Here is a 22,365-nt window from a genome sequence, read left to right as displayed (position 1 = left end):
CTCCCGCCCGATGTCCTCCCTGCCCTGGCGCGGCCGCCGTCTGCACATCCTCGGGATCGCGGGGGCGGGGATGAGCGCCCTCGCGGTCCTCGCCCGCGGCCTCGGCGCCGAGGTGACGGGATCCGACCGGGCGGAGAGCCGCTACCTCGCGGGCGTGCGCGAGGCGGGGATCCCGGTGACGATCGGCCACGCGGCGGAGAACGTCCCGGCCGGCGACGACGTGGTGGTCGTCGCGTCCACCGCGATCCCCGAGGACAACCCCGAGCGGGTCGAGGCGCGCCGCCGCGGCCTGCCGGACCGCTCCCGCCACGGGCTGCTGCGCGAGGTCTGCGCCGAGCACCGCGTCATCGCGGTCGCGGGCGCGCACGGCAAGACGACGACCTCGGCGATGGTGGTCCACGCGCTGCAGGGCGCGGGCCAGGACCCGTCGTACCTCGTCGGCGGCATCCTCCGCGCCACGGGCCGCAACGTCCACATCGGCACGTCGGGCTGGCTCGTCGTCGAGGCCGACGAGTCGGACCGCTCGTTCCTGGAGACGCAGCCCGAGGTCGCCGTCGTCACCAGCGTCGAGCTCGATCACCACGGCACCTACTCCTCGCACGCCGACCTGGAGGACGCCTTCCGCACGTTCCTCGCGGGCGCCCGCCACGCCGTCGTCTGGGACCGCCGCGAGCTCGACGGGATCGTGCCGGCGGACCGCGCGATCGCCCGTCACCGCTACGACGCGGACGGCATCGCGCCGGCGTCCGGCCGCCAGGTGCTGCGCTGGCGCGACGTCGGCGCCGGCCCGTCGCCCGACGCCCGCGAGCCGTACGGGTGGGACGGCACGCCCGTCGCGCTCGTCCAGCCCGGCGCCCACAACGCCTGGAACGCCGCCGGCGCGCTGACCGCCGCAGCCGCCGCGGGCGCCGATCCCGTGGCCGCCGCGGCCGCGCTCGAGACGTTCCCCGGCACCGGTCGCCGCTTCGAGGCGGTCGGCGCGGGGCCGGCCGGCGCGACGATCGTCGACGACTACGCGCACCACCCGACGGAGGTGGCGCGGACGATCGAGGCGGCCCGCACGCTGGCGCCGCGCCGCGTCGTCGCCGTCTTCCAGCCGCACCTGTTCTCGCGCACGCAGTTCCTGGCCGAGGCCTTCGGCCGGGCCCTCGCGCTCGCCGACCTGGTCTGCGTCCTCGACGTCTATCCGGCCCGCGAGCGCGCGGAGGACTTCCCGGGCGTCTCCGGCCTGACGATCGCGCGCGCGGCCGCCGACGCGGGGGCGGGGCGCACCGTCGTCTGGCTGCCGACGATCGACGACGCGACCGCGCGCCTGCCGGGGCTGCTGCGCGCGGGCGACCTGTGCCTGTGCATGGGGGCGGGCGACGTGGACGCCGTGGCCCGCGGCCTGGTCGCCGCCGCGGCGTAGCGGGCGCGGACCCGGGACGCGTCGCCCGTCCGCCCAGCGGCCCCGTCCGCCCGGGCCGCGGCGGGGCGACGCGCAACCCCGGTCGGACGACCCCGGCGGGGTCGGGAAGGGGACGGGGGCGTCGCGGCGAACCGTGCGGGGATGCCGTTCTCGTCCCTCACCGCCCGCCTGCACGGCGCGGGGGCCGCGCGCCCGGGCCGCCGCGCCACGTGGACCGCCCGCCGGCCGGGCCGACGGACCGCGCTCCTGGCCGGCGCGGCCCTGCTGCTGCTCGTCGCGGTCTACGCCGGGCTGCGCCTGTCGCCCCTGAGCGCCGTGCAGCGCGTCAGCGTGGTCGGGCTGCAGGGCCCGAACGCCCCGGACCTGCGCCGTGCGATCCAGCGCGCCGCCGTCGGGCAGAGCACCCTGGGCTTCGACGAGGGCGCCGTCCGGCGCGTGCTCGCGGGCACGGCGAGCGTCACCGGCGTGACCGTGCACACGAACTTCCCGCACGGCGTGCAGGTCGAGGTCGACCAGCGCGTCGCGGTCGGAGCGGTCGAGCGCGGCGGGCGTCGCGTCTCGGTCGCGGCGGACGGCACGCTGCTGCCCGACTGGACCGTCGGCACCCTGCCGGTGATCGCCGGGGCCCGGGCCGACGACGGCGCCGTCGTCGGCGGCGCCCGCCGCGCCGTCCGCATCCTGGGTGCGGCCCCCGCGGCGCTCCTCGCGACCGTCGCGCGCGTCGACGACGCCACCGTCGTGCGGCTCGCCGACGGACCGGCACTCCTCTTCCGCGACACCACCCGCGTCCACGCGAAGTGGGCCGCGGCCGCCGCCGTCCTCTCCGACCCGAAGACGGCCGGCGCCACCTGGATCGACCTGCGCATCCCGGAGCAGCCCGTCGCCGGCTCCGGTGCGCCGCCGACCATCCCGCCGAAGGGCGCGAAGGCCGGCGCGGTGGGCGACGCGACCGACGCCCTGGCGACCGCCGAGGGCGGCACCGCCACGACCGGGGCCGGCGGCGCCGGATCCTCGGCGGCTCCCGCTGCGGCGGCCACGCCGGCGACCGGCGGCAGCGCCGCGACCGGCGCGGCGCCGGCGGCGGCCACGCCGCGCACGGCGGCTCCCGCCGCGACGAGCGCCGCGCCCGCGGCCGGCGCGAGCGCCGCGAGCCCGCCGGCCGCCCCGGCCGGGGCGGACGCTCCCGTGACGCCGAACGCGACCGCGGGCGCCCCGGCGAGCGGCGGGGCGACGACCTCCGTCCCTCAGGGAGCCTCGACCCCGGCACCCGCCGGAGCAGCCCCCGGCGCCGCAACGAGCACGTCCACCACGGGCGGGACGCCCTGAGACTCACCGTCGACCTGAGCATGAGGCCACGCTGATTGAGGCTCCCGTCGACGTCGAGACGTTCCGCTGCAACGCCCGTTGCGGCGTACGATTCGTCGTTGACACGGGCGTCTCGACGCGCCACCGTGGCCGTCTGGTCGCTTTCTGAGCGGAGCCCTCGCGCACCCTCGTCCGCTCCTTCACCGTCAAGCGCACCCCCAGCACCGGAGACAGACACTTCTTATGGACGCCACCGGCAGTTACCTCGCCGTCATCAAGGTCGTCGGCGTCGGCGGCGGCGGCACGAACGCCGTCAACCGCATGATCGATGCGGGGCTGCGCGGCGTGGAGTTCGTCGCGTGCAACACCGACGCGCAGGCGCTGCAGATGTGCGACGCCGACATCAAGATCAACATCGGCTCCGACGTCACCCGCGGCCTCGGCGCCGGGGCGAACCCCGAGGTCGGCCACGCCGCCGCCTCGGAGTCGCGCGACGAGATCCGCGAGGCGCTCAAGGGCGCCGACATGGTCTTCGTGACCGCGGGCGAGGGCGGCGGCACCGGCACCGGTGCCGCCCCGGTCATCGCCGAGATCGCCAAGGGCGAGATCGGCGCGCTGACCGTCGGCGTCGTCACGCGCCCGTTCTCGTTCGAGGGCAGCCAGCGCATGCGCCAGGCCGAGGACGGCATCAACCGCCTGCGCGAGGTCGTCGACACGCTCGTCGTGATCCCGAACGACCGCCTGCTGGGCCTCGTCGAGAAGCGCACGTCGATCCTCGACGCCTTCCGCTCCGCCGACAACGTCCTGCGCCAGGGCGTCCAGGGCATCACCGACCTGATCACGATCCCGGGCCTGATCAACCTGGACTTCGCGGACGTCCGGACCGTCATGCACGACGCCGGCACCGCGCTGATGGGCATCGGTCAGGCCGGCGGGGACACCCGCGCCGGCGAGGCCGCCAAGCAGGCGATCGCCAGCCCGCTGCTCGAGGACAGCGTCGAGGGCGCGACCGGCATCCTGCTGAACATCACCGGCGGCACCGAGCTGGGCCTGTTCGAGGTCAACGAGGCCGCCGAGATCGTCCAGCAGGCCGCCGACGGCGACGCCAACATCATCTTCGGCGCCGTGATCGACGAGTCGATCGGCGACGAGATCCGCGTGACGGTCATCGCGACGGGCTTCGACAAGACCCGCGGGTCGCGCGCCGGCTCGCCCGCCGCGGCCGCGCGCCCGAGCCGCGCGACCGAGCGGCCGCAGCGCCCCGTCGAGCGCCCCCGCCGGCGCCTCGAGGAGGACCGCGTGCCGCGCGCCGACCGCCAGCGCTCGTCGCTCGAGATCGGCGACGACGACATCGACATCCCCGCCTTCCTCCGCTAGCGGCCCCGCCGCCCGGAGCAGTGCCCGACGGGCCCCGCGATCCGCGGGGCCCGTCGCCGTCGTGGACCCACCGTCCGGTGGGCGGCCGCCGCCCCTGCCGTTGGTAGGCTGGCGCGGTGAGTTCGACGACGGAGCTGCGGCGCACGCCGCTGTACGAGCGGCACCTGACGGCCGGCGCCCGGGTGGTCCCGTTCGCCGGGTGGGAGATGCCCGTCCAGTACGCGGGCGTGAAGGAGGAGCACCTCGCCGTGCGGACCGCCTCCGGCGTCTTCGACGTCTCGCACATGGGCGAGATCCGCACGTCCGGTCCGCAGGCGCTCGACTTCCTCCAGCGGATCCTGTCGAACGACGTGGCGAAGATCGCCGTCGGCGGCTCCCAGTACTCCGTGCTGACGAAGGAGGACGGGGGCGTCCTGGACGACCTCTTCACCTACCGCCTGGCCGACGACGTCTACCTGACCGTCACGAACGCGAGCAACCACGAGAAGGACCTGGCGTGGTTCCGCCGCTGGGCCGCCGACTTCGAGGTCGAGGTCGAGGACGCGTTCGACGAGTTCGCGATGCTCGCCGTGCAGGGCCCGCAGGCCCGGCAGGCCGTCACGTCCGTGCTGGGCTACGAGCTCCCGAAGCCCTTCCGCACCGGGGGAGCGGTCTGGCGCGACGCGGACCTGCTCGTCGCCGGCACGGGCTACACGGGGGAGGACGGCGTCGAGCTGCTGGTCCCGCCCGCGATCGCCCCCGAGCTGTGGGACGAGCTGCTGGCCGCCGGCGTGCAGCCCGCCGGCCTCGGCGCGCGCGACACGCTCCGCATCGAGGCGTGCTTCCACCTGTACGGGAACGACCTCTCCGAGGACCGCGACCCGATCGGCGCCGGCCTGGGCTGGTGCTGCAAGGAGGACACCGGCTTCGTCGGGTCCGAGGCGGTGGCGCAGGCCCGCGCCGCCGGGCCGGCCCACGCGGACGGCCTGCGCCTCGTCCCCTTCCGCTTCACCGACAAGGGCATCCCGCGCCCGGGCAACCCCGTCGTGGGCGGCGGCGTCGTCACGAGCGGCACCTTCGCGCCGTCCCTCGGCGTCGGCGCCGGCCTGGCCTACGTGCCGCAGGCGTCGTCCGAGCCGGGCACGCCGCTGGAGATCGACGTCCGGGGCCGCGTGCGCCCGGCCGAGGTCGCCACGAAGCCCCTGTACCGTCGCCCGCAGGGCTGACACCACCCTCACCACCGAACGACCGCCGGAGACCCTCCATGGCCGACGCCTCCTACCCTGAGGACCTGAAGTACCACCCCGAGCACGACTGGGCCCGGATCGATGGCGACACCGCCGTCTTCGGGATCACCTGGTACGCCCAGGACGCCCTCGGCGAGGTCGTCTTCTTCGACGCCCCCGAGGTCGGCGCGACCGTCACGAAGGACGAGTCCTACGCCGAGATCGAGTCGGTCAAGGCCGTCTCCGACGTCATCGCCCCGCTGTCCGGCGAGGTCCTCGAGGTCAACCCGGGGCTCGAGGACAGCCCCGAGGCCGTCAACGAGGACACCTACGGCGAGGGCTGGCTCGTCAAGGTCCGCCTGACCGACCCCTCCGAGCTCGACTCGCTGCTCGACCGCGACGCGTACGTCGCGACCCTCGACTGACGCGTCCCTCCGCGTCCGTCGACCCCCGCCCGGTTCCCGTAGAAGGGCCCCTCACCACGTGACTCGCTACACGCCCGCCACCGACGCCGACCAGGAGGCGATGCTCGCCGCCGTCGGCGTCGGGTCGATCCGCGACCTGCTCGCGGAGCAGATCCCCGAGGCCCTGCTGCTGCAGGAGCCGCTCGACCTGCCCGACGGCCAGTCGGAGCAGGAGGTCTACACGCACCTGCGCGACCTCGCCGCCCGCAACACCTCCGCCGAGGACGAGGTCACCTTCCTCGGCGCCGGGATGTACGACCACTACGTCCCCGCGATCATCGACATGCTCATGGGGCGGTCGGAGTTCCTCACGCCGTACACGCCGTACCAGCCCGAGGTCTCCCAGGGCGGCCTGCAGGTGATGTTCGAGTACCAGACGGCGATCAGCGAGCTGACCGCGCTGCCGGTCTCGAACGCGTCCGTCTACGAGGGCCCGAGCGCCGTCGCCGCGGCGGCGTACCTGGCGAAGCTCGTCAACGGCAGGCGGCGCATCGTCGTCTCCGCCGGCGCGCACCCGCACACGATCCAGACCCTGCGCACGCTCGCCGTCGGCTACGGCTCCGAGGTCGTCGTCGTGCCGCTGAAGGACGGGGTGACGGACGCCGAGGCGTGGGCCGCGGCGTTCGACGACGACACGTCGTCCGCGGTCGTGCAGCAGCCGAACTTCCTCGGCGCCGTCGAGGACGTGCAGGCGCTCGCCGACGCTGCGCGGGCCGGCGGCCCGAAGGCCGTCGTCATCGGCGCGTACGACCCGATCACGCTCGGCGTCCTGGCGCCCCCCGGCGAGGTCGGCGTGGACGTCGCCGTCGGCGAGGGGCAGTCCCTGGGCAACCGCCTGGACTTCGGCGGTCCCTCCTTCGGCTTCTTCGCGGCGCGCGAGGCGTTCCTGCGCCGCATGCCGGGCCGCATCGCCGGCGAGACGACCGACGTCGACGGCCGGCGCGGCTTCGTGCTGACGCTGCAGACGCGCGAGCAGCACATCCGCCGCGAGAAGGCGACGTCGAACATCTGCACGTCGCAGGCGCTCAACGCGCTGGCCGGCGTCGTCTACCTGAGCTGGCTGGGCCGCGAGGGCCTGCCCGAGCTCGCGAACCTGCTGGCGCAGCGCACGCACTACGCGCGCACCACGCTGGCCGCCGTCGAGGGCGTCGAGCTGCTGCACGAGCAGCCCGTCGTGCGCGAGTTCGCCGTCCGGCTGCCGGGCGTCGACGTCCCGCAGGTCGTCGCGTACTGCCAGGACCACGGGGTCAACCCGGGCCTGGCGCTCACCCGCACCCACGAGGGCCAGTTCGACGACGGTCTGCTCGTGGCGATCACCGAGCAGCGCACGAAGGACGAGATCGACACCCTCGCCCGCCTGCTCGGCGACGCGATCGCCGCCCAGCGAACGGGCGCCCGTCAGGAGGTCTCCGCATGAGCACGACCGACAACGCGGTCCCGACCGAGGCCGTCGCGTACGGCGGCGACGAGCAGGGCGGCGCCCGGGTCCCGGCGCACTCCGTCAACCCGATCCAGCGCGACCCCGCCCGGACGATCTTCGAGAAGAGCGTCGCCGGCCGGCGCGCGTTCGTGGCCCCGCCCGCGGGCGTCCCCGAGGTCGACCTGGACGAGATCATCCCGGCCGGCCTGCGGCGCACGGCGCCCGCGCGCCTGCCCCAGGTGACGGAGCCGGAGATCGTCCGGCACTACGTCCGGATCTCGCGCCGCAACTTCGACCTCGACTCGGGCTTCTACCCGCTCGGGTCGTGCACGATGAAGTACAACCCGCGCCTGCACGAGCGCGTCGCCGGCCTGCCCGGCCACGCCCGCCTGCACCCGTTCCAGACGCCGGAGCACGCCCAGGGCGCGCTCGAGCTCATGCACGGCCTGGAGCGGCAGCTGTCCGCCGTCTCGGGCCTGCCGCACGTCTGCCTGCAGCCCTCGGCCGGGTCGCACGGCGAGCTCGCCGGCGTGCTGCTCGCCCGGGCGTACCACGAGTCCCGCGGCGAGACGCGCACGAAGGTCCTCACGCCCGACACGGCGCACGGCACGAACCCGGCGACGGTGACGATGGCCGGCCTGGAGGTCGTGAAGGTCGCGACGAACCCCGACGGCGGCGTCGACATCGACGACCTGCGGGCGAAGGCCGACGAGGACGTCGCGCTCATCATGCTCACGAACCCCAACACGCTGGGGATCTTCGACCCGAACATCGAGGAGATCGCCTCGATCGTCCACGGGGTCGGCGGCGTCCTGTACTACGACGGCGCGAACCTGAACGCCATCATGGGCATCACCCGCCCGGGCGACATGGGCTTCGACATCGTGCACTTCAACCTGCACAAGTCGTTCACCCAGCCGCACGGCGGCGGCGGCCCGGGCTCCGGTCCGATCGCCGTGTCCGACCGCATCGCGCCGTTCGTCCCCGTGCCGGTCATCCGCAAGGAGGAGGCCGCCGACGGCAGCGCGACGTTCTCGCTGCTCGACGCGCCGACGGAGGGCCCGGGCTCGCAGAGCATCGGCAAGCTCCGCGGATTCCAGGGCAACTACGGCGTCTTCGTGCGCTGCTACAGCTACATCCGCAGCCTCGGCGGCAGCGGCCTGCGGGACGCGTCCGAGAAGGCCGTCCTGAACGCGAACTACCTGCTGGCGAAGCTCGACGAGCTCGGCGTGCGCGAGCACCTGCCGCTCGCCTTCGGCACGCGCTGCATGCACGAGTTCGTCATCTCGGGCGGCCCGATGAAGCGCGACCTCGGGATCAAGACGCTCGACCTGGCCAAGCGGCTGCTCGACCACGGGTACCACCCGCCGACGGTCTACTTCCCGCTGCTCGTCGACGAGGCGATGCTGATCGAGCCGGTCGAGACCGAGGCCCGCGAGACCCTCGACGGGTTCGCCGCCGCGCTCGCGGAGATCCTCCGCGAGGCGAAGGACGACCCGACGATCGCCCAGAACGCCCCGTACTCGACGCCGGTGCGCCGCCTGGACGAGGCCGGCGCGGCGAAGCGCCCGATCATCCGCCAGCCGCTCGAGGAGACGGTCTGATGGGCGCCCAGGTCGAGGCCCACAGCGAGGCGCGCGTCGAGGCCCCGGCCGACGCCGTGCGCCGCGCGCTCGCGGACTACGCGACCGTCCGCCCGCGGATCCTGCCCGAGCAGTACCGCGACTACCGCGTGCTCGAGGGCGGCGTGGGGCAGGGCACCGTCGCGGCCTGGACGCTGCAGGCCACCTCGAAGCGCTCGCGCGACGTCGTGGCCGACGTCGACATCACCACGCAGGGCAACGTCGTCGAGCGCGACCGCAACTCGACGCTCGTCACCACGTGGTCGGTCGAGGCCCTGGGCGACCGGGCGTCGCGCGTGCGCGTCGACACGACGTGGCAGGGCGCGGGCGGCGTGAAGGGCTTCTTCGAGCGGACGTTCGCGCCGAAGGGCCTGGCGCGGATCCACGGCGAGGTCCTCGCCCGTCTGGGCCGCGAGGTCGCCGGCCGCTGACGGCCCCGCCGCCCGCCCCGGGCGGCGGACCGGCGCGCCGCCGCGGCGGCGGCGCGCGGGCGACCGTCAGGCCGCCGGGGCCTCCGGCTCGGCCACCTCGACGGTCCGCGGGACGACGACCACCGGGCAGCTGGCCCGGTCGAGCACGGGCCGCGAGACGCTGCCGAGCAGGACGTGCCGCAGCGGGCCGTAGTCCCGCGAGCCGACGACGAGCAGGTGCAGCTCGGCGGAGCGGTCCACGAGCGTCTCGACCGCATCCCCGTGCGCGGCGATCGCCCGGGCGCGGACGCCCTCGGGCAGGCGGGCGATCCGCTCCTCCAGGATCCCGGCCACCTGGGCGTCGAGGGTCTCCGGATCCACCGGCAGCGGCTGGATCGGCGCGGGACCGCCGAAGCCGTCGGTCGGCGGCGCGACCGGCGTCTCGGCCACGCCGACGACGTCGAGCGGGCGGTCGAGCGCGAGCGCCAGGCCCGCCGCCAGGTCGACGGCCTCGTCCGCGACCCCCGAGCCGTCGTACCCGACGCCGACCGGACCGATGGCGCGCGTCGCGTCGGCCTCGTGGGCCTGGCCGTCGGCGCGCGGCGGCACGGCCACGGGGCACGGCGCGCCGTGGATGATCGCGGTGCCCTCCGAGCCGAGCAGCAGGCGGCCCAGTCCGGAGTGCTGCGACGAGCCGACGACGATCAGGTCGGCGCCGCGCCCGGTCGCCAGGTCGTGGAGGGCGAAGGCGGGGGAGGAGACGGGCAGCGACAGCAGCTCGGCCGTCTCGTGGTAGCGCTGCGGGAGCGTGTCGCGCAGGCGCTCGAGGAGCGCCATGCCCTCGCCGTGGAGGGCGTCGTCGAGCTCCTCCTGGCGGCCGCGGCGACCGAAGCGCGCGGCGTTCGGGGCGTAGGCGTGGACGAGCGTCAGCTGCGCGTCGGCGCGCAGGTCGGCGAGCTCGACGGCGAGCCGGAGGGCGTCGGCCGTCCCCGGACCGCGGTCGCATCCGACGAGGATCTGCTGGAACACGAGGAGGGGCCTCCGGGGGTCGTTGGAGCGCGAACGCTATCGCGGCGGCGCGCTCATACACTGGAGGCGTGCGCGTCTACTCCGGAATCCAGCCCACGGGTCGCAAGCACCTCGGCAACTACCTGGGGGCGATCCGCCACTACGTGACCGGGCAGGAACAGGCGTGGGCCGCCGGCGACGAGGCGATCTTCTGCGTCGTCGACCTGCACGCGACGACCGTCGCCTACGACCCGCGCGAGCTGCGCGACCGCACGTACGACACCGTCGCCCTGCTGCTGGCGGCCGGCCTGGATCCCGAGCGGTCGATCCTCTACCGCCAGGGCGACGTGCCCGAGGTGCCCGAGCTGACGTGGCTGCTCACCGCCGTCACCGCCCACGGCGACCTGAACCGCATGCACCAGTTCAAGGAGAAGTCCGCGCAGCAGCGCGAGCTGGTCTCCGCCGGGCTCTTCCTGTACCCGGTGCTGATGGCGGCCGACGTGCTGGCGTTCCGGGCCGACCGCGTGCCCGTGGGCGACGACCAGCGCCAGCACATCGAGCTGATGCGCGACATCGCGCTGCGCTTCAACGCCCGCTTCGGCGCGACGGACGGCGGCGAGCCGCGGGAGATCCTGCGCGTGCCCGAGGGCGTCTACCCGACGGTCGCGGCGCGCGTGATGGACCTGCAGCAGCCCGAGAAGAAGATGTCGACGTCGTCGGGGTCCGTCGAGGGCACGCTGTACCTGCTCGACGAGCCGAAGACGATCGAGAAGAAGCTCAAGCGCGCGGTCACGGACTCCGAGAACCCGCCCGTGATCCGCCGCGGCCCCGACAAGGCCGGCGTGTCGAACCTCATCGACGTCCTGGCCGCCGCGACCGATCGGACGCCGGACGCCGTCGAGGCCTCGCTGCAGGACGCGCGCGGGTACGGCGACCTGAAGGCAGCGACCGCGGAGGCGGTCGTGGCGCTGCTGCGTCCGATCCAGGAGCGGTACGCCGAGCTGCGCGGCGACGAGGCCGCGATCGAGGCCGCGCTCGCGGTGGGCGCCGAGAAGGCCCGAGCGCTCGCGCGGCCGGTCGTGGCGGACGTCCGCGAGGCGATGGGCGTCGGGCCGCGCAGGCGCTGAGTCCCGGGGCGTCCGGGCGGCGGCGCCACGGGGCCGCCGCCCGTCCCGCCGACGCGGACCGTCCTCCGCGGGGTGGGCGTGACCCGGTCCGCCCGCGCGGGTAGGGGCTCACCGGCGCACGCCGTGCCGCCGACCGTCCCATGACCGCCGCCCGACCCCCGCACGACCCCGACGACGACCGGCTCGCCGACGCGGACGAGGACCGCCCCGAGCACGGGCCGCACCGCGCCCCGCGGACGGACGAGTCGCCGACGCAGCGCCACACGCGGCAGATGTCCGAGCTGCTGCAGGAGACCCGCGTGGCGGCCGTCGGCGTGCAGGTGCTCCTGGGCTTCCTGCTCTCCGTCCCGTTCAGCGCGACGCTCGACGACCTGCAGCGCACCGCGTACGTCGTGGCGGTGATGGCGGCGATGGCCGCCACGGCGCTCCTCCTGGCGCCGAGCATCCTGCACCGGGCGCTGCTGCACCGGGGCCAGGCCGTGTGGCTGGTGCGCACCGGGTCGCGGCTGCTGCTCGCCGGCGCCGCGGCGACGAGCGTCGCGCTCACCGCGTCGGCGCTGCTCGTCGGCGACCGGGTCCTGGACGGGTGGGTGCAGTACCTGCCCGCGGCCTGGACCGCCGCGTGGGTGCTCGTGCTCTGGGCCGTCCTGCCGAGCCTGCGCTCGGCCCGCCTGTCGGCCCCGGACTGAGGGCCGCGCCGCCGGTCCTGCCGACCGGCCCCGGCGCTAGCGTTCCCGGGGTGCGCGCGACCGCCTACGTCGCGGGTCTCGAGCTCGACCTGGAGGTGTTCAGCGGGCCGTTCGACCTGCTGCTCACCCTGATCCTGAAGGAGGAGGTCGACCTGCTCGAGGTCGACCTCGCCGACGTCGTGCTGACGTACCTGGACCACCTCGAGGCGCGCGGCGACCTGGACCTGGAGGTCGCGACGGAGTTCCTCGTCCTCATCGCGTCGCTGCTCGAGCTGAAGTCCCGGCTGCTGCTGCGCGAGGAGGAGGACGAGCTGGGCGACCTGCAGCCCGAGGAGGCGGCCGAGGAGCTGATGGAGCGGATGCTCCAGGCGCGGCGCTACCGGCACGCGGCCGAGCACCTGGCCGAGCGCCTGGGCCGCGAGGACGGCAAGCGCTTCCGCACGGCGCCCCCGCCGCCGCACCTGCGGCGGTTCACCGAGGCCGACGCCGTCGCCGTCCACAACCCCGCGCGGCTCGGCCGGGCGATCGGGCAGCTGCTGCGGATGCCGCCCCGCGTGGACCTGCACCACGTGACGATCGCCCGCGTGTCGCTGCCCGAGCGGCTGGCGCACCTGCGCTCGCTGCTGCGCCGCGGCACGTTCACGTTCAGCGACGCCGTCCGCGGCGCCGACCGCACCACGGTCGCCGTGACGCTCTGGGCGCTGCTCGAGCTCTACAAGCAGGGCGAGGCCGACTGGACGCAGGACGCCCCGTTCGCCGAGATCCACGTCGCGGGCCTGGAGGCCGGCCAGGCCCGGTGGTCCGCCGCGGACCGCGAGCGCCGGCCCGCGGGGGCGCCGGCGTGAGCGACGCGCCGGACGGGCCGCGGCCCGCGGAGACCGATGCCCCCGTCGGCCCGAGACCCGCCGAGCCCGACGCCCGGGGCGATGCCGGACCCGGCGAGCAGAGCGGCCTGGCGTCGACGGTCGAGGCGCTGCTCTTCCTCTCGTCCGACCCCGTCCGCCTGGACGACCTGGCCGTCGCCTGCGACACGGGACCGGAGGAGGTCGCGGCCGCGCTCGAGGAGCTCCGCGCGGCCTACGCGCCCGGCCGCCGCGGCATCCTGCTGCGGGAGGTCGGCGGCGGCTGGCTGCTCTCGTCCGCGCCAGAGACCGAACCGGCGGCCCGTCGGCTGCTCGCCGCCCCGCGCACGCCGCCGCTCACCCCCGCGCAGGCCGAGACGCTGGCGATCGTCGCGTACCTGCAGCCGGTCTCGCGGCCCGAGATCACCCGCATCCGCGGCGTCGCCGCCGACTCGGCCTGCGCGACGCTCGTCGAGCGGGGGATGATCGAGGAGGCCGGCCGCTCGCAGTTCGGCGCCGTCCTGTACCGCACGACCGGGCTCTTCCTCAAGCTCTTCGGCCTGGACGCCCTCGCCGACCTGCCGGACCCGTCGGCCTGGGACCCGACGCCCGAGGAGACCGCGACCCTGCGCGACCGGCTGATGCTCGCCGGCGACGCTCGCACGGGCACGGACGCGACGAGCGGGGACGACCCCGCGCAGCGGCCGGCGTTCGACCTGTCGGGCGCCGGGGCCGACGCGCCGGCGACCGCGGAGAGCGAGCCGCCGCCGGACGGGGGCGGCGGCCCCGACGGTGCGGCCGGGCCGGCCGGGGCGCGCCCTCTGGAACCCTAGACGCATGGCCCGGCACCTCTTCGTCACCCGCGGCGACCTGACGGCGCTGTACTGCGACGCCTGGGTGCTGCCGACGGACCGCGAGGGCCGCGTCACGGCCTCGTGGGGCCCGGCGCTCGCGCCGCTCGGGCTCGGGCGGGCGGACGCGGACGGCGGGCGCCTGGACGAGGCCGCCTGCCGCGACCTCGTCGCGACCGGCACCGCCGTGCTGCGGTCGCCGTCCGCGACGTGCCCCGGGCTCGTGGCCTGCGACACCGCGGTGGCGCACGCCGACGTCGACGCCTGCGCCCGGGCCGCCGAGCGGGCGCTCGCGCGGCTCGAGGCGGTCGTGGGCGCGGCGGACGCCCTGCCGAGCCGCGCGCTCGAGCTGCCGCGGCCCCGCCCCCTCGTGGGCCTGCCGACGGTCGGCGTCGGCGCCGGCGGCGGGCGCGACGTGCGCGGCGCCGTCCTGGCCGGCCAGATCGCCGCGATCCGCCGCCACCTAGCGGCGAACGACGACGGGCCGGACGTCGTGCTGGTCTGCTTCGCCCACGAGCACTACGCGGCGGTGCAGCGGGCGCGCCGGGCGGCCAACGTGGGGGCCGACTTCGAGCGGGCGCTCGGGAGCGACCTGCACGACCGCGTCCGCGCGCTCGCCGCCCAGGCGCGGACGGGCCGGCTGGTGCCCTTCGTCGGCGCCGGCGTCAGCATGGGCGCCGGGCTGCCGTCGTGGGTGGGGCTGATCGACGAGCTCGTCGAGGCCGCCGGCATGGAGGAGGACCGCGCGGCGCTCGACCGCATCGACCTGCGCGACCGCGCCGCGCTGATCCAGAGCCGCCTGGGGGCGGGGGAGCTGGACCGCTTCCTGCTCGACCGGCTCTCGCAGGCCACCCGCGTGGCGCTCCAGCACCAGCTGCTCGCGTCGCTGCCGGTGCACGAGGCCGTCTCGACGAACTGGGACGACCTGTTCGAGCGGGCCTGGGCGCAGGCGGGCGCCGACCCCGTCGCGGTGCTGCCGCTCGACGGACAGACCGACGCCGAGCACTGGATCGTCAAGCTGCACGGCACCGTCCGCGACGGCGAGATCCACGACGTCGTCCTGACGCGCGACGACTACCTGCGCTTCGGCGCCGAGCGCAACGCGCTGGCGGGCATCGTCCAGGCGCTGCTGCTCACCCGGCACATGCTCTTCGTCGGCTTCGGCCTGTCGGACGAGACGTTCCACCGCATCGCCCACGACGTCCGGCAGGCGCTCAGCGGGCCGTCCGCGATGCGCGCCGACGACGCCGCGTACGCGACGAGCCTGTCGCCGTCGCGGCGCAGCATCACCTCGGAGCTCTGGCGGGGCCAGCTCGACGTCGTCTCGACCCGGCGCCCCGACGACGGCGAGGGGCGGGCCGGCACGCCTCTCGCGGCGCGGCGGCTCGAGATCGCCCTGGACGCGATGGGGATGCTCTCCGTCGATCCGCTCGGTCACCTGCTGGATCCCACGTTCGACGGGGCGCTGACGGACGAGGAGCAGGCCCTGGCCCTGGCGCTGCGGCGGTTCGCGCGCGAGGCCGAGCCGCTGCTCGGCCACGCGGGGCCGGCCGGCGAGGCCGTGGCCCGCTGGCTGGGCCGCATGCGCCCGTCCGCCGAACGCTGAGCGTCCCGCGCCGAAGATTCCCGGCTTTCCCGTCGGGTTTCGTGCGTTTCCGGCGTCGACCGTCTATGTTTCCCGAAACCCGATCCGAGTTTCGGGTTCGTCGACGACCGAAGAGAGAGCCGCCGTGCGCCTACCCATCCGCTCCCTGGCCCCCGTGGCCGCCACCGCCGCCCTGGTCCTGGCCGGCTGCGGCGGCGCCAGCGACGAGGTCGGCGGCAGCGGTGACGCGGCGGCCTCGGACGGCGCGGGGGCGAGGCTGTCGCTCGTCGCCTACGCCGTCCCGAAGACCGGGTTCGACAAGGAGATCCCGGCGTTCCAGAAGACCGACGCGGGCAAGGGCGTCACGTTCGCCCAGTCCTACGGGCCGTCCGGCGACCAGAGCCGCGCGGTCGAGTCGGGGCAGGACGCCGACGTCGTCAACTTCTCGCTCGAGCCCGACGTCACGCGCCTGGTGGACGCCGGCCTCGTCGACCCGAGCTGGAACCAGAACCGCTTCAAGGGCATCGTCTCCTCGTCCGTCGTCACGATCGTCGTCCGCAAGGGCAACCCGAAGGGCATCCGCGACTGGGACGACCTGCTGAAGCCGGGCGTCGAGGTCGTGACGCCGAACCCGTTCTCGTCCGGCTCGGCGAAGTGGAACCTGCTCGCCCCGTACGCCGACAAGAGCCAGGGCGGCAAGGACCAGGCGGCCGGCCTGAAGTACGTCGGCGCGCTGCTGAAGCACGTCAAGACGCAGCCGAAGTCGGGCCGCGAGGCGACGCAGACCTTCCTCCAGGGCAAGGCGGACGCGCTGCTGAGCTACGAGAACGAGGCGATCAACATCGAGCGCCAGGGCGAGGCCGTCGAGCACGTCACGCCGCCGCACACGCTCCGCATCGAGAACCCGTTCGCCGTGCTGAAGACGTCGAAGCACCCCGAGCAGGCGAAGGCGTTCTCGGACTTCCTCTTCTCGGCCGCGGGCCAGAAGATCTGGGGCGAGGCCGGCTTCCGCCCGGTCGACCCCGAGGCCGCGAAGGCCTTCGCGTCGGACTTCCCGCAGCCGGAGAAGCTCTACACCGTCGCCGAGCTGGGCGGCTGGAAGCGCCTGAACGACGGGCTGTTCGAGCCGGACGAGGGCGAGATCGCCAAGCTCTACGAGGCCGCCGGTGCCGCGAGCAGTCGCTGACGGACCGGACCTGGGGCCGGAAGGGGCCGCCTCGCCGGCCGGCCCCGGGGGCCCGGCCGCGCCCGTGCGCGGCCGGGGCCGCGCACGGGCCGGGGCGGGCGGCCTGGGCGGCGTCGGCATCGGCGTCGCGACGCTGTGGCTGTCGGTCATCGTCCTGCTGCCGCTCGCCGCCGTCGTGGCGAAGTCGCTCGAGGGCGGACTGCCCGCGTTCTGGGACGCGATCACGGCGCCGGCCGCGATGCGCGCGCTGCGGCTGACGCTCGTCGTCTCCGTCGTCGTCACGCTGATCAACGCCGTCATGGGGACGCTGATCGCGTGGGTGCTCGTCCGGGACGACTTCCGCGGCAAGCGGCTGGTGGGCGCCCTGATCGACCTGCCGTTCGCGCTGCCGACGATCGTGGCGTCCATCGTGCTGCTGGCGCTCATCGGCGCGAACAGCCCGATCGGCCTGGACCTCGTCGCCACGCACTGGGCGATCGGCATCGCGCTGCTCTTCGTCACGCTGCCGTTCGTCGTCCGCTCCGTGCAGCCCGTGCTGCTCGAGGTCGACAAGGAGGCCGAGCAGGCGGCCGCGTCGCTCGGCGCGAGCAACGCCACGATCTTCCGGCGCATCGTCCTGCCGGCGCTGCTGCCGGCCCTCGTCTCGGGCGCGGGGCTGGCGTTCGCCCGGGCGGTGGGGGAGTACGGCTCCGTCGTGCTCGTCAGCGGCAACACGCCGCGCAACCAGGTGGCCTCGCAGTACATCGCCGACCGGATCGAGACGGACCGCCCGGCGGCCGCCGCCGCGATGTCGGTGACGCTGCTGCTGCTGACGTTCGTCGTGCTCGTCGGCCTGCGGCTCTTCACCCACTGGAGGCAGCGCCGTGCAGGTTGAGCGCCGCTCGCGCCTGGCGCTGCGCACGGTCGCGCTCGTCTACCTGACGGTGCTGCTGATCGTCCCGGTGGCGCTCATCCTGTACCGGACGTTCGAGCACGGCCTCGTCGCCTTCTGGGAGCAGGTCACGACCCCGGCGTCGATCTCGGCGCTCTCGCTGTCGCTGGAGATCGTCGCGATCGTCGTGCCGCTCAACGTCGTCTTCGGCGTCTTCACGGCGCTCGCGCTCGTCCGCGGGCGCTTCCGCGGCAAGGGCCTGGTGCAGGCGGTCGTCGACCTGCCCTTCGCCGTCTCGCCGGTCATCGTCGGCGTCGCCCTCGTGCTGCTGTGGGGCGTGCACGGCTGGTTCGGCGGCCTCGCGGAGCACGGCGTGAAGATCATCTTCTCGCTGCCGGGGATGGTGCTCGCGACGATCTTCGTGACGCTGCCGTTCGTCGTCCGCGAGGTCGAGCCGGTGCTGCACGAGATCGGCGACGAGCAGGAGCAGGCCGCCACCACGCTCGGCGCGAGCCGCTGGCAGACGTTCTGGCGCGTCACCCTGCCGTCGATCCGCTGGGGGCTGGCCTACGGCGTCGTGCTGACCGTCGCCCGCGCGCTCGGCGAGTTCGGGGCCGTCTCCGTCGTCTCGAACGGCGTCTCCGGCGAGTCCGAGACGCTGACCCTCCTCGTCGCCAACCGCTTCGAGGACCTCAACCTGCCCGGGTCCTACGCCGCCGCGACGCTCCTGATGGGGCTCGCGCTCGTGACCCTGATCCTCATGACCGTCTTCGAGCACAGGAGCGACCGCTCGTGATCTCCGCGTCCGCCGTGAACAAGCACTACGGCGACTTCCACGCCCTGCGCGACGTCTCGATCGAGATCCCCGACGGGTCGCTGACGGCGCTGCTCGGGCCGTCGGGGTCGGGCAAGTCGACGCTGCTGCGCGTGATCGCCGGCCTGGAGGAGCCCGACGACGGCACGGTGCTGATCTCGGGCGCCGACGTCACGCGCCTGTCGCCGCAGCGCCGCGGCATCGGCTTCGTGTTCCAGCACTACGCCGCGTTCAAGCACATGACCGTGCGCGAGAACGTCGCCTTCGGCCTGCGGATCCGCAAGCGGCCGAAGGCCGAGATCGCGCGGCGCGTGGACGAGCTGCTCGAGATCGTCGGCCTGGCGGGGTACCAGGCGCGCTACCCGGCGCAGCTCTCGGGCGGCCAGCGTCAGCGCATGGCCCTGGCGCGCGCGCTCGCCGTCGAGCCGAAGGTGCTGCTGCTCGACGAGCCCTTCGGCGCGCTCGACGCGAAGGTGCGGGACGACCTGCGCCAGTGGCTGCGCCGGCTGCACGACGAGGTCCACGTGACGACGGTGCTCGTCACGCACGACCAGGAGGAGGCGATGGACGTCGCCGACCGCATCGCGGTGATGAACGCCGGCCGCATCGAGCAGGTCGGCAGCCCGCGCGAGCTCTACGACGCGCCGGCGAACGACTTCGTCATGTCGTTCCTGGGGCCGGTCGCCACGCTGCACGGCGACCTCGTGCGGCCGCACGACCTGCGCCTGGCCCGCGAGGCGCACGACGGCGCGGTCGCCGCGCGCGTGCGGCGGGTGGCGCACCTGGGGTTCGAGGTGCGCGTCGAGCTGACGACGGACGACGCCCAGCCGCTGTCGGTCCAGACGACGCGCGACGAGGCGGCCCGCCTGGGCCTGCGCGAGGGCGACACCGTGCACGTGCGCCGCGAGGCGTCCGTGGCCACGCTGGCCGCCTGAACCTCGGCGGCGCGCCCGCCCGAGCGGCCCCTCGGCGGGGCCGCCCGGGCGGTCACCCGGCGCCGCGCGCGGCGCGTCGCCGCCGTCCTGGCGCCCCGCCGCCGGGCCCTGTCCGGGCGGCGCGACGGCGTCCGTCGCGGCGCTCCGGGATGGCACCAAGTTGGCGTGACGGCGGGGTCGGCCCGGACGTAGGGTGTCCGCGTTCGTGGGTGGTGGTTGGTCCAAGCACCCTGCCTGACCGGCCCGCCCCAGACCGGAAGATCCCTCCATGCCACGCCGATTCCGGCTGCCGTCACCCTCCATGGGGGTGGCGCTCCTCGCCCTGTTCGTCGCCTCCGGCGGCACCGCCGCGGCCGCGTCGGGCCTGATCACCGGGCGCGACATCGCGCCGTCGACGATCACGGGCCGCAACGTCAGGAACCACTCGCTCACCGCCGCCGACCTGGCCCGCGGCACCGTCCGGCGCGGCGCGCCCGGCCCCGCGGGCGCCACGGGCCCGCAGGGCGCCGCCGGCCCGCAGGGGCCCGCCGGCCCGACCGGCGCCCCGGGCGCCGCGGGCCCCGCCGGCCCGCAGGGCCCGGCCGGCCGCGACGCCGACGCCACGCCGCCGACGATCGCCTACCGCCTGTCCTCGCACGTCGTCGCCCCGGCGCTGAGCGACGCGCAGGCCGCCGACCCGTACCCCGTGACCGCGGGCGGCGCCACGAACGTCACGGCCGGCGCCGCATGCGACCCCGGCACCTACCCGGTCGGCGGCGGCGTGCTGCCGAGCGACAGCCGCGTCGGCGCCATCGCCGTCTCCGGGCTGTTCCCCGTCGTCAACCCGGACCCGACGAAGCCCAGCGGCTACGTCGCCGTCGTCGACAACCTGACGAACGAGGACCAGCCGTTCCGCGTCTACGTGAACTGCGTGGCGGCGACCGCCGACACCGAGAAGCCGACGTCCGACCTGCCCGCCGCCGCCCGCGCGCGCTACACCCGCATCCTCGAGGAGTCGAAGTGAGCGCCTCCGCCGTCGCCGCCCGTCGGGCCGGCATCGCCCTCGTCGCCGTCTCGGCCCTCGCGGTCCCCGCCGCCGCCGTCCCGGCCGCCCACGCCGCGCCGATCGTGGCGAAGGCCACCCGCTCCCGCGCGGGCTGGCGGACCGTCCGCACCGCCCGCGTGCGCCGGACGCCGCGCATCGCCGGCGTCGTGCGCCTGCAGCGCCCCACCACGGTCGGGAAGGGGCTGGCCGCCGCGCCCGCCGGCACCGTCCCCGCCGGCACGCCCGCCGGGCCGCGGCGCCCCCTCGAGACCGCCGCGCCGGGGTGGGCGCGGCCGGACCACGCCGTCGGGCAGGTCCGCCCGGCGCAGACGATCCCCGTCAGCCTGACGCTCGGCTGGCGGGACGCGCCCGCTCTCGCGCGCCTGATCGCCGCGGTCACGGACCCGGCGTCGTCGTCGTACGGGCAGTACCTCACGCCGGCCGAGTTCCGGCGCCGCTTCGCGCCGACCGACGCGACCGTCGCGCAGGTCGCCGGCTACCTGCGGGCGCAGGGCCTGACGGTCGACGCCGTCTCGCGCAACGGCAGCCGCCTGACCGCCCACGGCAGCGCCCGTCAGGTCTCGCGCGCGTTCGGCACCGCCCTGAACGCCTACCGGGTGCGCGGCCGGACGCTGCGCGCGGCCGCCGCGACGCCGACCCTGCCGGCCGCGATCGCCCCGTCGGTCGCGGCGGTGCAGGGCCTGGACGAGTCCGGCGCCTTCACCACGCCCGCCGCCAGCCCGGCCCCCGTCTTCCGCAACGCGGGCCCGTGCTCGACGTCGTGGGCGGAGAAGCTCTCCACGGACACGCCCGACGCGTTCGGCGGTCCCGTCCCGGTCGTGCCCTGCGGCTACACCGGGAAGCAGCTGCGGTCCGCGTACGGGCTGCGTGCCGGCCAGGACGGCACGGGCGCGTCCGTGGCGATCATCGACGCGTACGCGTCGCCGACGATCGAGGAGGACGCCAACACGTGGGCGGCCCGCCAGGGCGTGCCCGCGTTCGCGGCCGGCCAGCTCGACCAGTCCCTGACGCCGTACTGGCTGACGCAGGTGCCCGAGACGCCCGGCGACGCGGGCGACGATCCGCAGGGCTGGTACGGCGAGCAGACCCTCGACGTGGAGGCCGTCCACGGCCTGGCGCCGGGCGCGAAGGTCGTCTACGCCGGCGCGCGCGATCCGTACGACGTGTCGCTCGACGACACGCTGTCCGACGTCGTCGACTCCGGCAAGGCGTCGATCGTCTCCAACTCGTACGGCGAGACGGAGTCCGACACGTCGGACGCCTCGCGCGCCGCGTTCGACACGATCGCCCAGGAGGCCGCGGCGACCGGCGTGGGCCTGTACTTCTCGTCCGGCGACGACGGCGACGAGGTCGTCAGCTCGGGCCGGCGGCAGGCCGACTACCCGGCGTCCAGCCCGTGGGTGACGGCGGTCGGCGGCACGTCGATCGGCATCGGCGCGTCCGGCGAGTACCTGTGGGAGGCGCCCTGGGGGACCGACAAGTCGGTCCTGAACGCCGCCGGCACGGCGTGGGACCCGGCGCCCGGCGACCCGTCCGCGTACACCTCGGGCGGCGGCGGGGGCACGAGCGCCTACAACGCGCAGCCCGCGTACCAGGCCGGCGTCGTGCCGAACGCGCTGGCCACCGCGTACGCCGGCGGCGGGGCCGCGCACCGCGTGGTGCCCGACGTCGCGGCGATCGGCGACCCGAACACCGGCTTCCTCGTCGGGCAGACCCAGACGTCGCCGGACGGGAGCGTCGGGTACGACGAGTACCGGATCGGCGGCACGAGCCTGGCGGCGCCCGTCACCGCGGGCATCGCGGCCGTCGCGGACGGCCTGCGGACGGCGCGCGGCGGGTCGGCGGTGGGCTTCGCCAACCCCGCGCTGTACGCGGCGCCCGCCGGCGCGTTCCACGACGTGGCCGAGGGCTCCCGGCCGACCCGCGCCGTGGTCCGGACGGACTACGCGAACGGGACGGACGCCTCCGGCGGGCTGACGACCTCGCTGCGCGCCATCGGCGACACGGGGACGCTCACGTCGACCCCCGGCTACGACGACACGACGGGGCGCGGCACGCCGAACGGCCAGGCGTTCCTGAGCGCCCTGGGCGTTCCGCTGCCGTAGCGGCGCCGCGGGCGCGGCCGATCCCTCGGCCGCGCCCGCGCCCGCCCGGGCCGCCGGGGCGCCGGGGCACGGTCCGCCGCGCACCGGGTGCGCCGG

General features: G+C 75.6%; 20 protein-coding genes. 19 read left to right on the top strand and 1 reads right to left on the bottom strand.

Annotated elements, in window-relative coordinates; all coding sequences use genetic code 11:
* Positions 1-10 precede the first annotated feature (10 nt).
* The 8 genes from murC to J3P29_RS11585 all read left to right on the top strand — a co-directional run bounded on the left by murC (position 11) and on the right by J3P29_RS11585 (position 9,232).
* On the top strand, positions 11-1,408 hold the full coding sequence (murC, locus tag J3P29_RS11620) for a UDP-N-acetylmuramate--L-alanine ligase (protein WP_210493558.1): 1,398 nt from the start codon (positions 11-13) through the stop codon (positions 1,406-1,408).
* A gap of 141 nt (positions 1,409-1,549) precedes the next feature.
* Positions 1,550-2,734, top strand: coding sequence for an FtsQ-type POTRA domain-containing protein (locus J3P29_RS11615; RefSeq protein ID WP_210493557.1), 1,185 nt, complete (start codon positions 1,550-1,552; stop codon positions 2,732-2,734).
* 222 nt (positions 2,735-2,956) lie between these two features.
* Complete coding sequence (gene ftsZ / locus J3P29_RS11610) at positions 2,957-4,090, top strand: cell division protein FtsZ (protein WP_210493555.1); 1,134 nt, start codon at positions 2,957-2,959, stop codon at positions 4,088-4,090.
* A 116-nt stretch (positions 4,091-4,206) separates the two neighbouring features.
* Entirely contained in the window at positions 4,207-5,295 is a 1,089-nt protein-coding gene (gcvT, locus tag J3P29_RS11605) for a glycine cleavage system aminomethyltransferase GcvT (RefSeq protein WP_210493554.1), read from the top strand.
* A 38-nt stretch (positions 5,296-5,333) separates the two neighbouring features.
* Positions 5,334-5,720, top strand: a complete 387-nt coding sequence (gene gcvH, locus J3P29_RS11600; protein ID WP_210493553.1) for a glycine cleavage system protein GcvH — start codon at positions 5,334-5,336, stop codon at positions 5,718-5,720.
* Positions 5,721-5,778: 58 nt separating this feature from the next.
* On the top strand, positions 5,779-7,176 hold the full coding sequence (gcvPA, locus tag J3P29_RS11595) for an aminomethyl-transferring glycine dehydrogenase subunit GcvPA (protein WP_210493552.1): 1,398 nt from the start codon (positions 5,779-5,781) through the stop codon (positions 7,174-7,176).
* On the top strand, positions 7,173-8,783 hold the full coding sequence (gcvPB, locus tag J3P29_RS11590) for an aminomethyl-transferring glycine dehydrogenase subunit GcvPB (protein WP_210493550.1): 1,611 nt from the start codon (positions 7,173-7,175) through the stop codon (positions 8,781-8,783). The genes gcvPA and gcvPB overlap by 4 nt, the downstream gene beginning before the upstream one ends.
* Positions 8,783-9,232, top strand: a complete 450-nt coding sequence (locus J3P29_RS11585) for an SRPBCC family protein (protein WP_210493549.1) — start codon at positions 8,783-8,785, stop codon at positions 9,230-9,232. The genes gcvPB and J3P29_RS11585 overlap by 1 nt, the downstream gene beginning before the upstream one ends.
* A 66-nt stretch (positions 9,233-9,298) precedes the next feature.
* On the opposite strand, the gene J3P29_RS20430 is transcribed toward J3P29_RS11585, so the two are convergent.
* Complete coding sequence (locus J3P29_RS20430; protein ID WP_210493547.1) at positions 9,299-10,240, bottom strand: universal stress protein; 942 nt, start codon at positions 10,238-10,240, stop codon at positions 9,299-9,301.
* 68 nt (positions 10,241-10,308) lie between these two features.
* On the opposite strand from J3P29_RS20430, the gene trpS reads away from it, so the two are divergent.
* The 11 genes from trpS (at position 10,309) to J3P29_RS11525 (ending at position 22,269) form a co-directional block, all read left to right on the top strand.
* Positions 10,309-11,346, top strand: a complete 1,038-nt coding sequence (gene trpS / locus J3P29_RS11575) for a tryptophan--tRNA ligase (protein WP_210493546.1) — start codon at positions 10,309-10,311, stop codon at positions 11,344-11,346.
* A gap of 140 nt (positions 11,347-11,486) precedes the next feature.
* Positions 11,487-12,035, top strand: a complete 549-nt coding sequence (locus J3P29_RS11570; protein WP_210493545.1) for a DUF6328 family protein — start codon at positions 11,487-11,489, stop codon at positions 12,033-12,035.
* A gap of 50 nt (positions 12,036-12,085) precedes the next feature.
* Positions 12,086-12,880 (top strand): ScpA family protein, encoded by a 795-nt coding sequence (locus J3P29_RS11565; RefSeq protein ID WP_210493543.1) that lies wholly within the window; start codon positions 12,086-12,088, stop codon positions 12,878-12,880.
* On the top strand, positions 12,877-13,710 hold the full coding sequence (scpB, locus tag J3P29_RS11560) for an SMC-Scp complex subunit ScpB (protein WP_210493542.1): 834 nt from the start codon (positions 12,877-12,879) through the stop codon (positions 13,708-13,710). The genes J3P29_RS11565 and scpB overlap by 4 nt, the downstream gene beginning before the upstream one ends.
* 4 nt (positions 13,711-13,714) lie before the next feature.
* The gene (locus J3P29_RS11555; RefSeq protein WP_210493539.1) at positions 13,715-15,334 is read left to right on the top strand and encodes an SIR2 family protein; all 1,620 of its coding nucleotides are present in this window, start codon (positions 13,715-13,717) and stop codon (positions 15,332-15,334) included.
* 124 nt (positions 15,335-15,458) lie between these two features.
* Complete coding sequence (locus J3P29_RS11550) at positions 15,459-16,499, top strand: sulfate ABC transporter substrate-binding protein (RefSeq protein ID WP_210493537.1); 1,041 nt, start codon at positions 15,459-15,461, stop codon at positions 16,497-16,499.
* A gap of 64 nt (positions 16,500-16,563) precedes the next feature.
* On the top strand, positions 16,564-17,373 hold the full coding sequence (gene cysT, locus J3P29_RS11545) for a sulfate ABC transporter permease subunit CysT (RefSeq protein ID WP_210493536.1): 810 nt from the start codon (positions 16,564-16,566) through the stop codon (positions 17,371-17,373).
* Positions 17,363-18,166, top strand: a complete 804-nt coding sequence (cysW, locus tag J3P29_RS11540) for a sulfate ABC transporter permease subunit CysW (protein ID WP_210493535.1) — start codon at positions 17,363-17,365, stop codon at positions 18,164-18,166. Before cysT ends, cysW begins: the two co-directional genes overlap by 11 nt.
* A complete protein-coding gene (locus tag J3P29_RS11535; RefSeq protein ID WP_210493533.1) occupies positions 18,163-19,119 on the top strand; it encodes a TOBE-like domain-containing protein in 957 nt (318 codons plus the stop codon). The genes cysW and J3P29_RS11535 overlap by 4 nt, the downstream gene beginning before the upstream one ends.
* Positions 19,120-19,387: 268 nt before the next feature.
* Entirely contained in the window at positions 19,388-20,122 is a 735-nt protein-coding gene (locus tag J3P29_RS11530; protein WP_210493532.1) for a hypothetical protein, read from the top strand.
* Entirely contained in the window at positions 20,119-22,269 is a 2,151-nt protein-coding gene (locus J3P29_RS11525) for a S53 family peptidase (RefSeq protein ID WP_210493531.1), read from the top strand. The genes J3P29_RS11530 and J3P29_RS11525 overlap by 4 nt, the downstream gene beginning before the upstream one ends.
* Positions 22,270-22,365: the final 96 nt, after the last annotated feature.

This window comes from Patulibacter sp. SYSU D01012, assembly GCF_017916475.1.
GTDB lineage: Bacteria > Actinomycetota > Thermoleophilia > Solirubrobacterales > Solirubrobacteraceae > Patulibacter.
This window is presented reverse-complemented; position numbering and strand designations above follow the sequence as displayed.

Excerpts from the sequence above, each read along its gene's own strand:
- murC (WP_210493558.1), top strand. The coding sequence starts at position 11 with ATGTCCTCCCTGCCCTGGCGCGGCCGCCGTCTGCACATCCTCGGGATC.
- J3P29_RS11615 (WP_210493557.1), top strand. The coding sequence starts at position 1,550 with ATGCCGTTCTCGTCCCTCACCGCCCGCCTGCACGGCGCGGGGGCCGCG.
- ftsZ (WP_210493555.1), top strand. The coding sequence starts at position 2,957 with ATGGACGCCACCGGCAGTTACCTCGCCGTCATCAAGGTCGTCGGCGTC.
- gcvH (WP_210493553.1), top strand. The coding sequence starts at position 5,334 with ATGGCCGACGCCTCCTACCCTGAGGACCTGAAGTACCACCCCGAGCAC.
- gcvPB (WP_210493550.1), top strand. The coding sequence starts at position 7,173 with ATGAGCACGACCGACAACGCGGTCCCGACCGAGGCCGTCGCGTACGGC.
- J3P29_RS11585 (WP_210493549.1), top strand. The coding sequence starts at position 8,783 with ATGGGCGCCCAGGTCGAGGCCCACAGCGAGGCGCGCGTCGAGGCCCCG.
- J3P29_RS11570 (WP_210493545.1), top strand. The coding sequence starts at position 11,487 with ATGACCGCCGCCCGACCCCCGCACGACCCCGACGACGACCGGCTCGCC.
- J3P29_RS11555 (WP_210493539.1), top strand. The coding sequence starts at position 13,715 with ATGGCCCGGCACCTCTTCGTCACCCGCGGCGACCTGACGGCGCTGTAC.
- J3P29_RS11530 (WP_210493532.1), top strand. The coding sequence starts at position 19,388 with ATGCCACGCCGATTCCGGCTGCCGTCACCCTCCATGGGGGTGGCGCTC.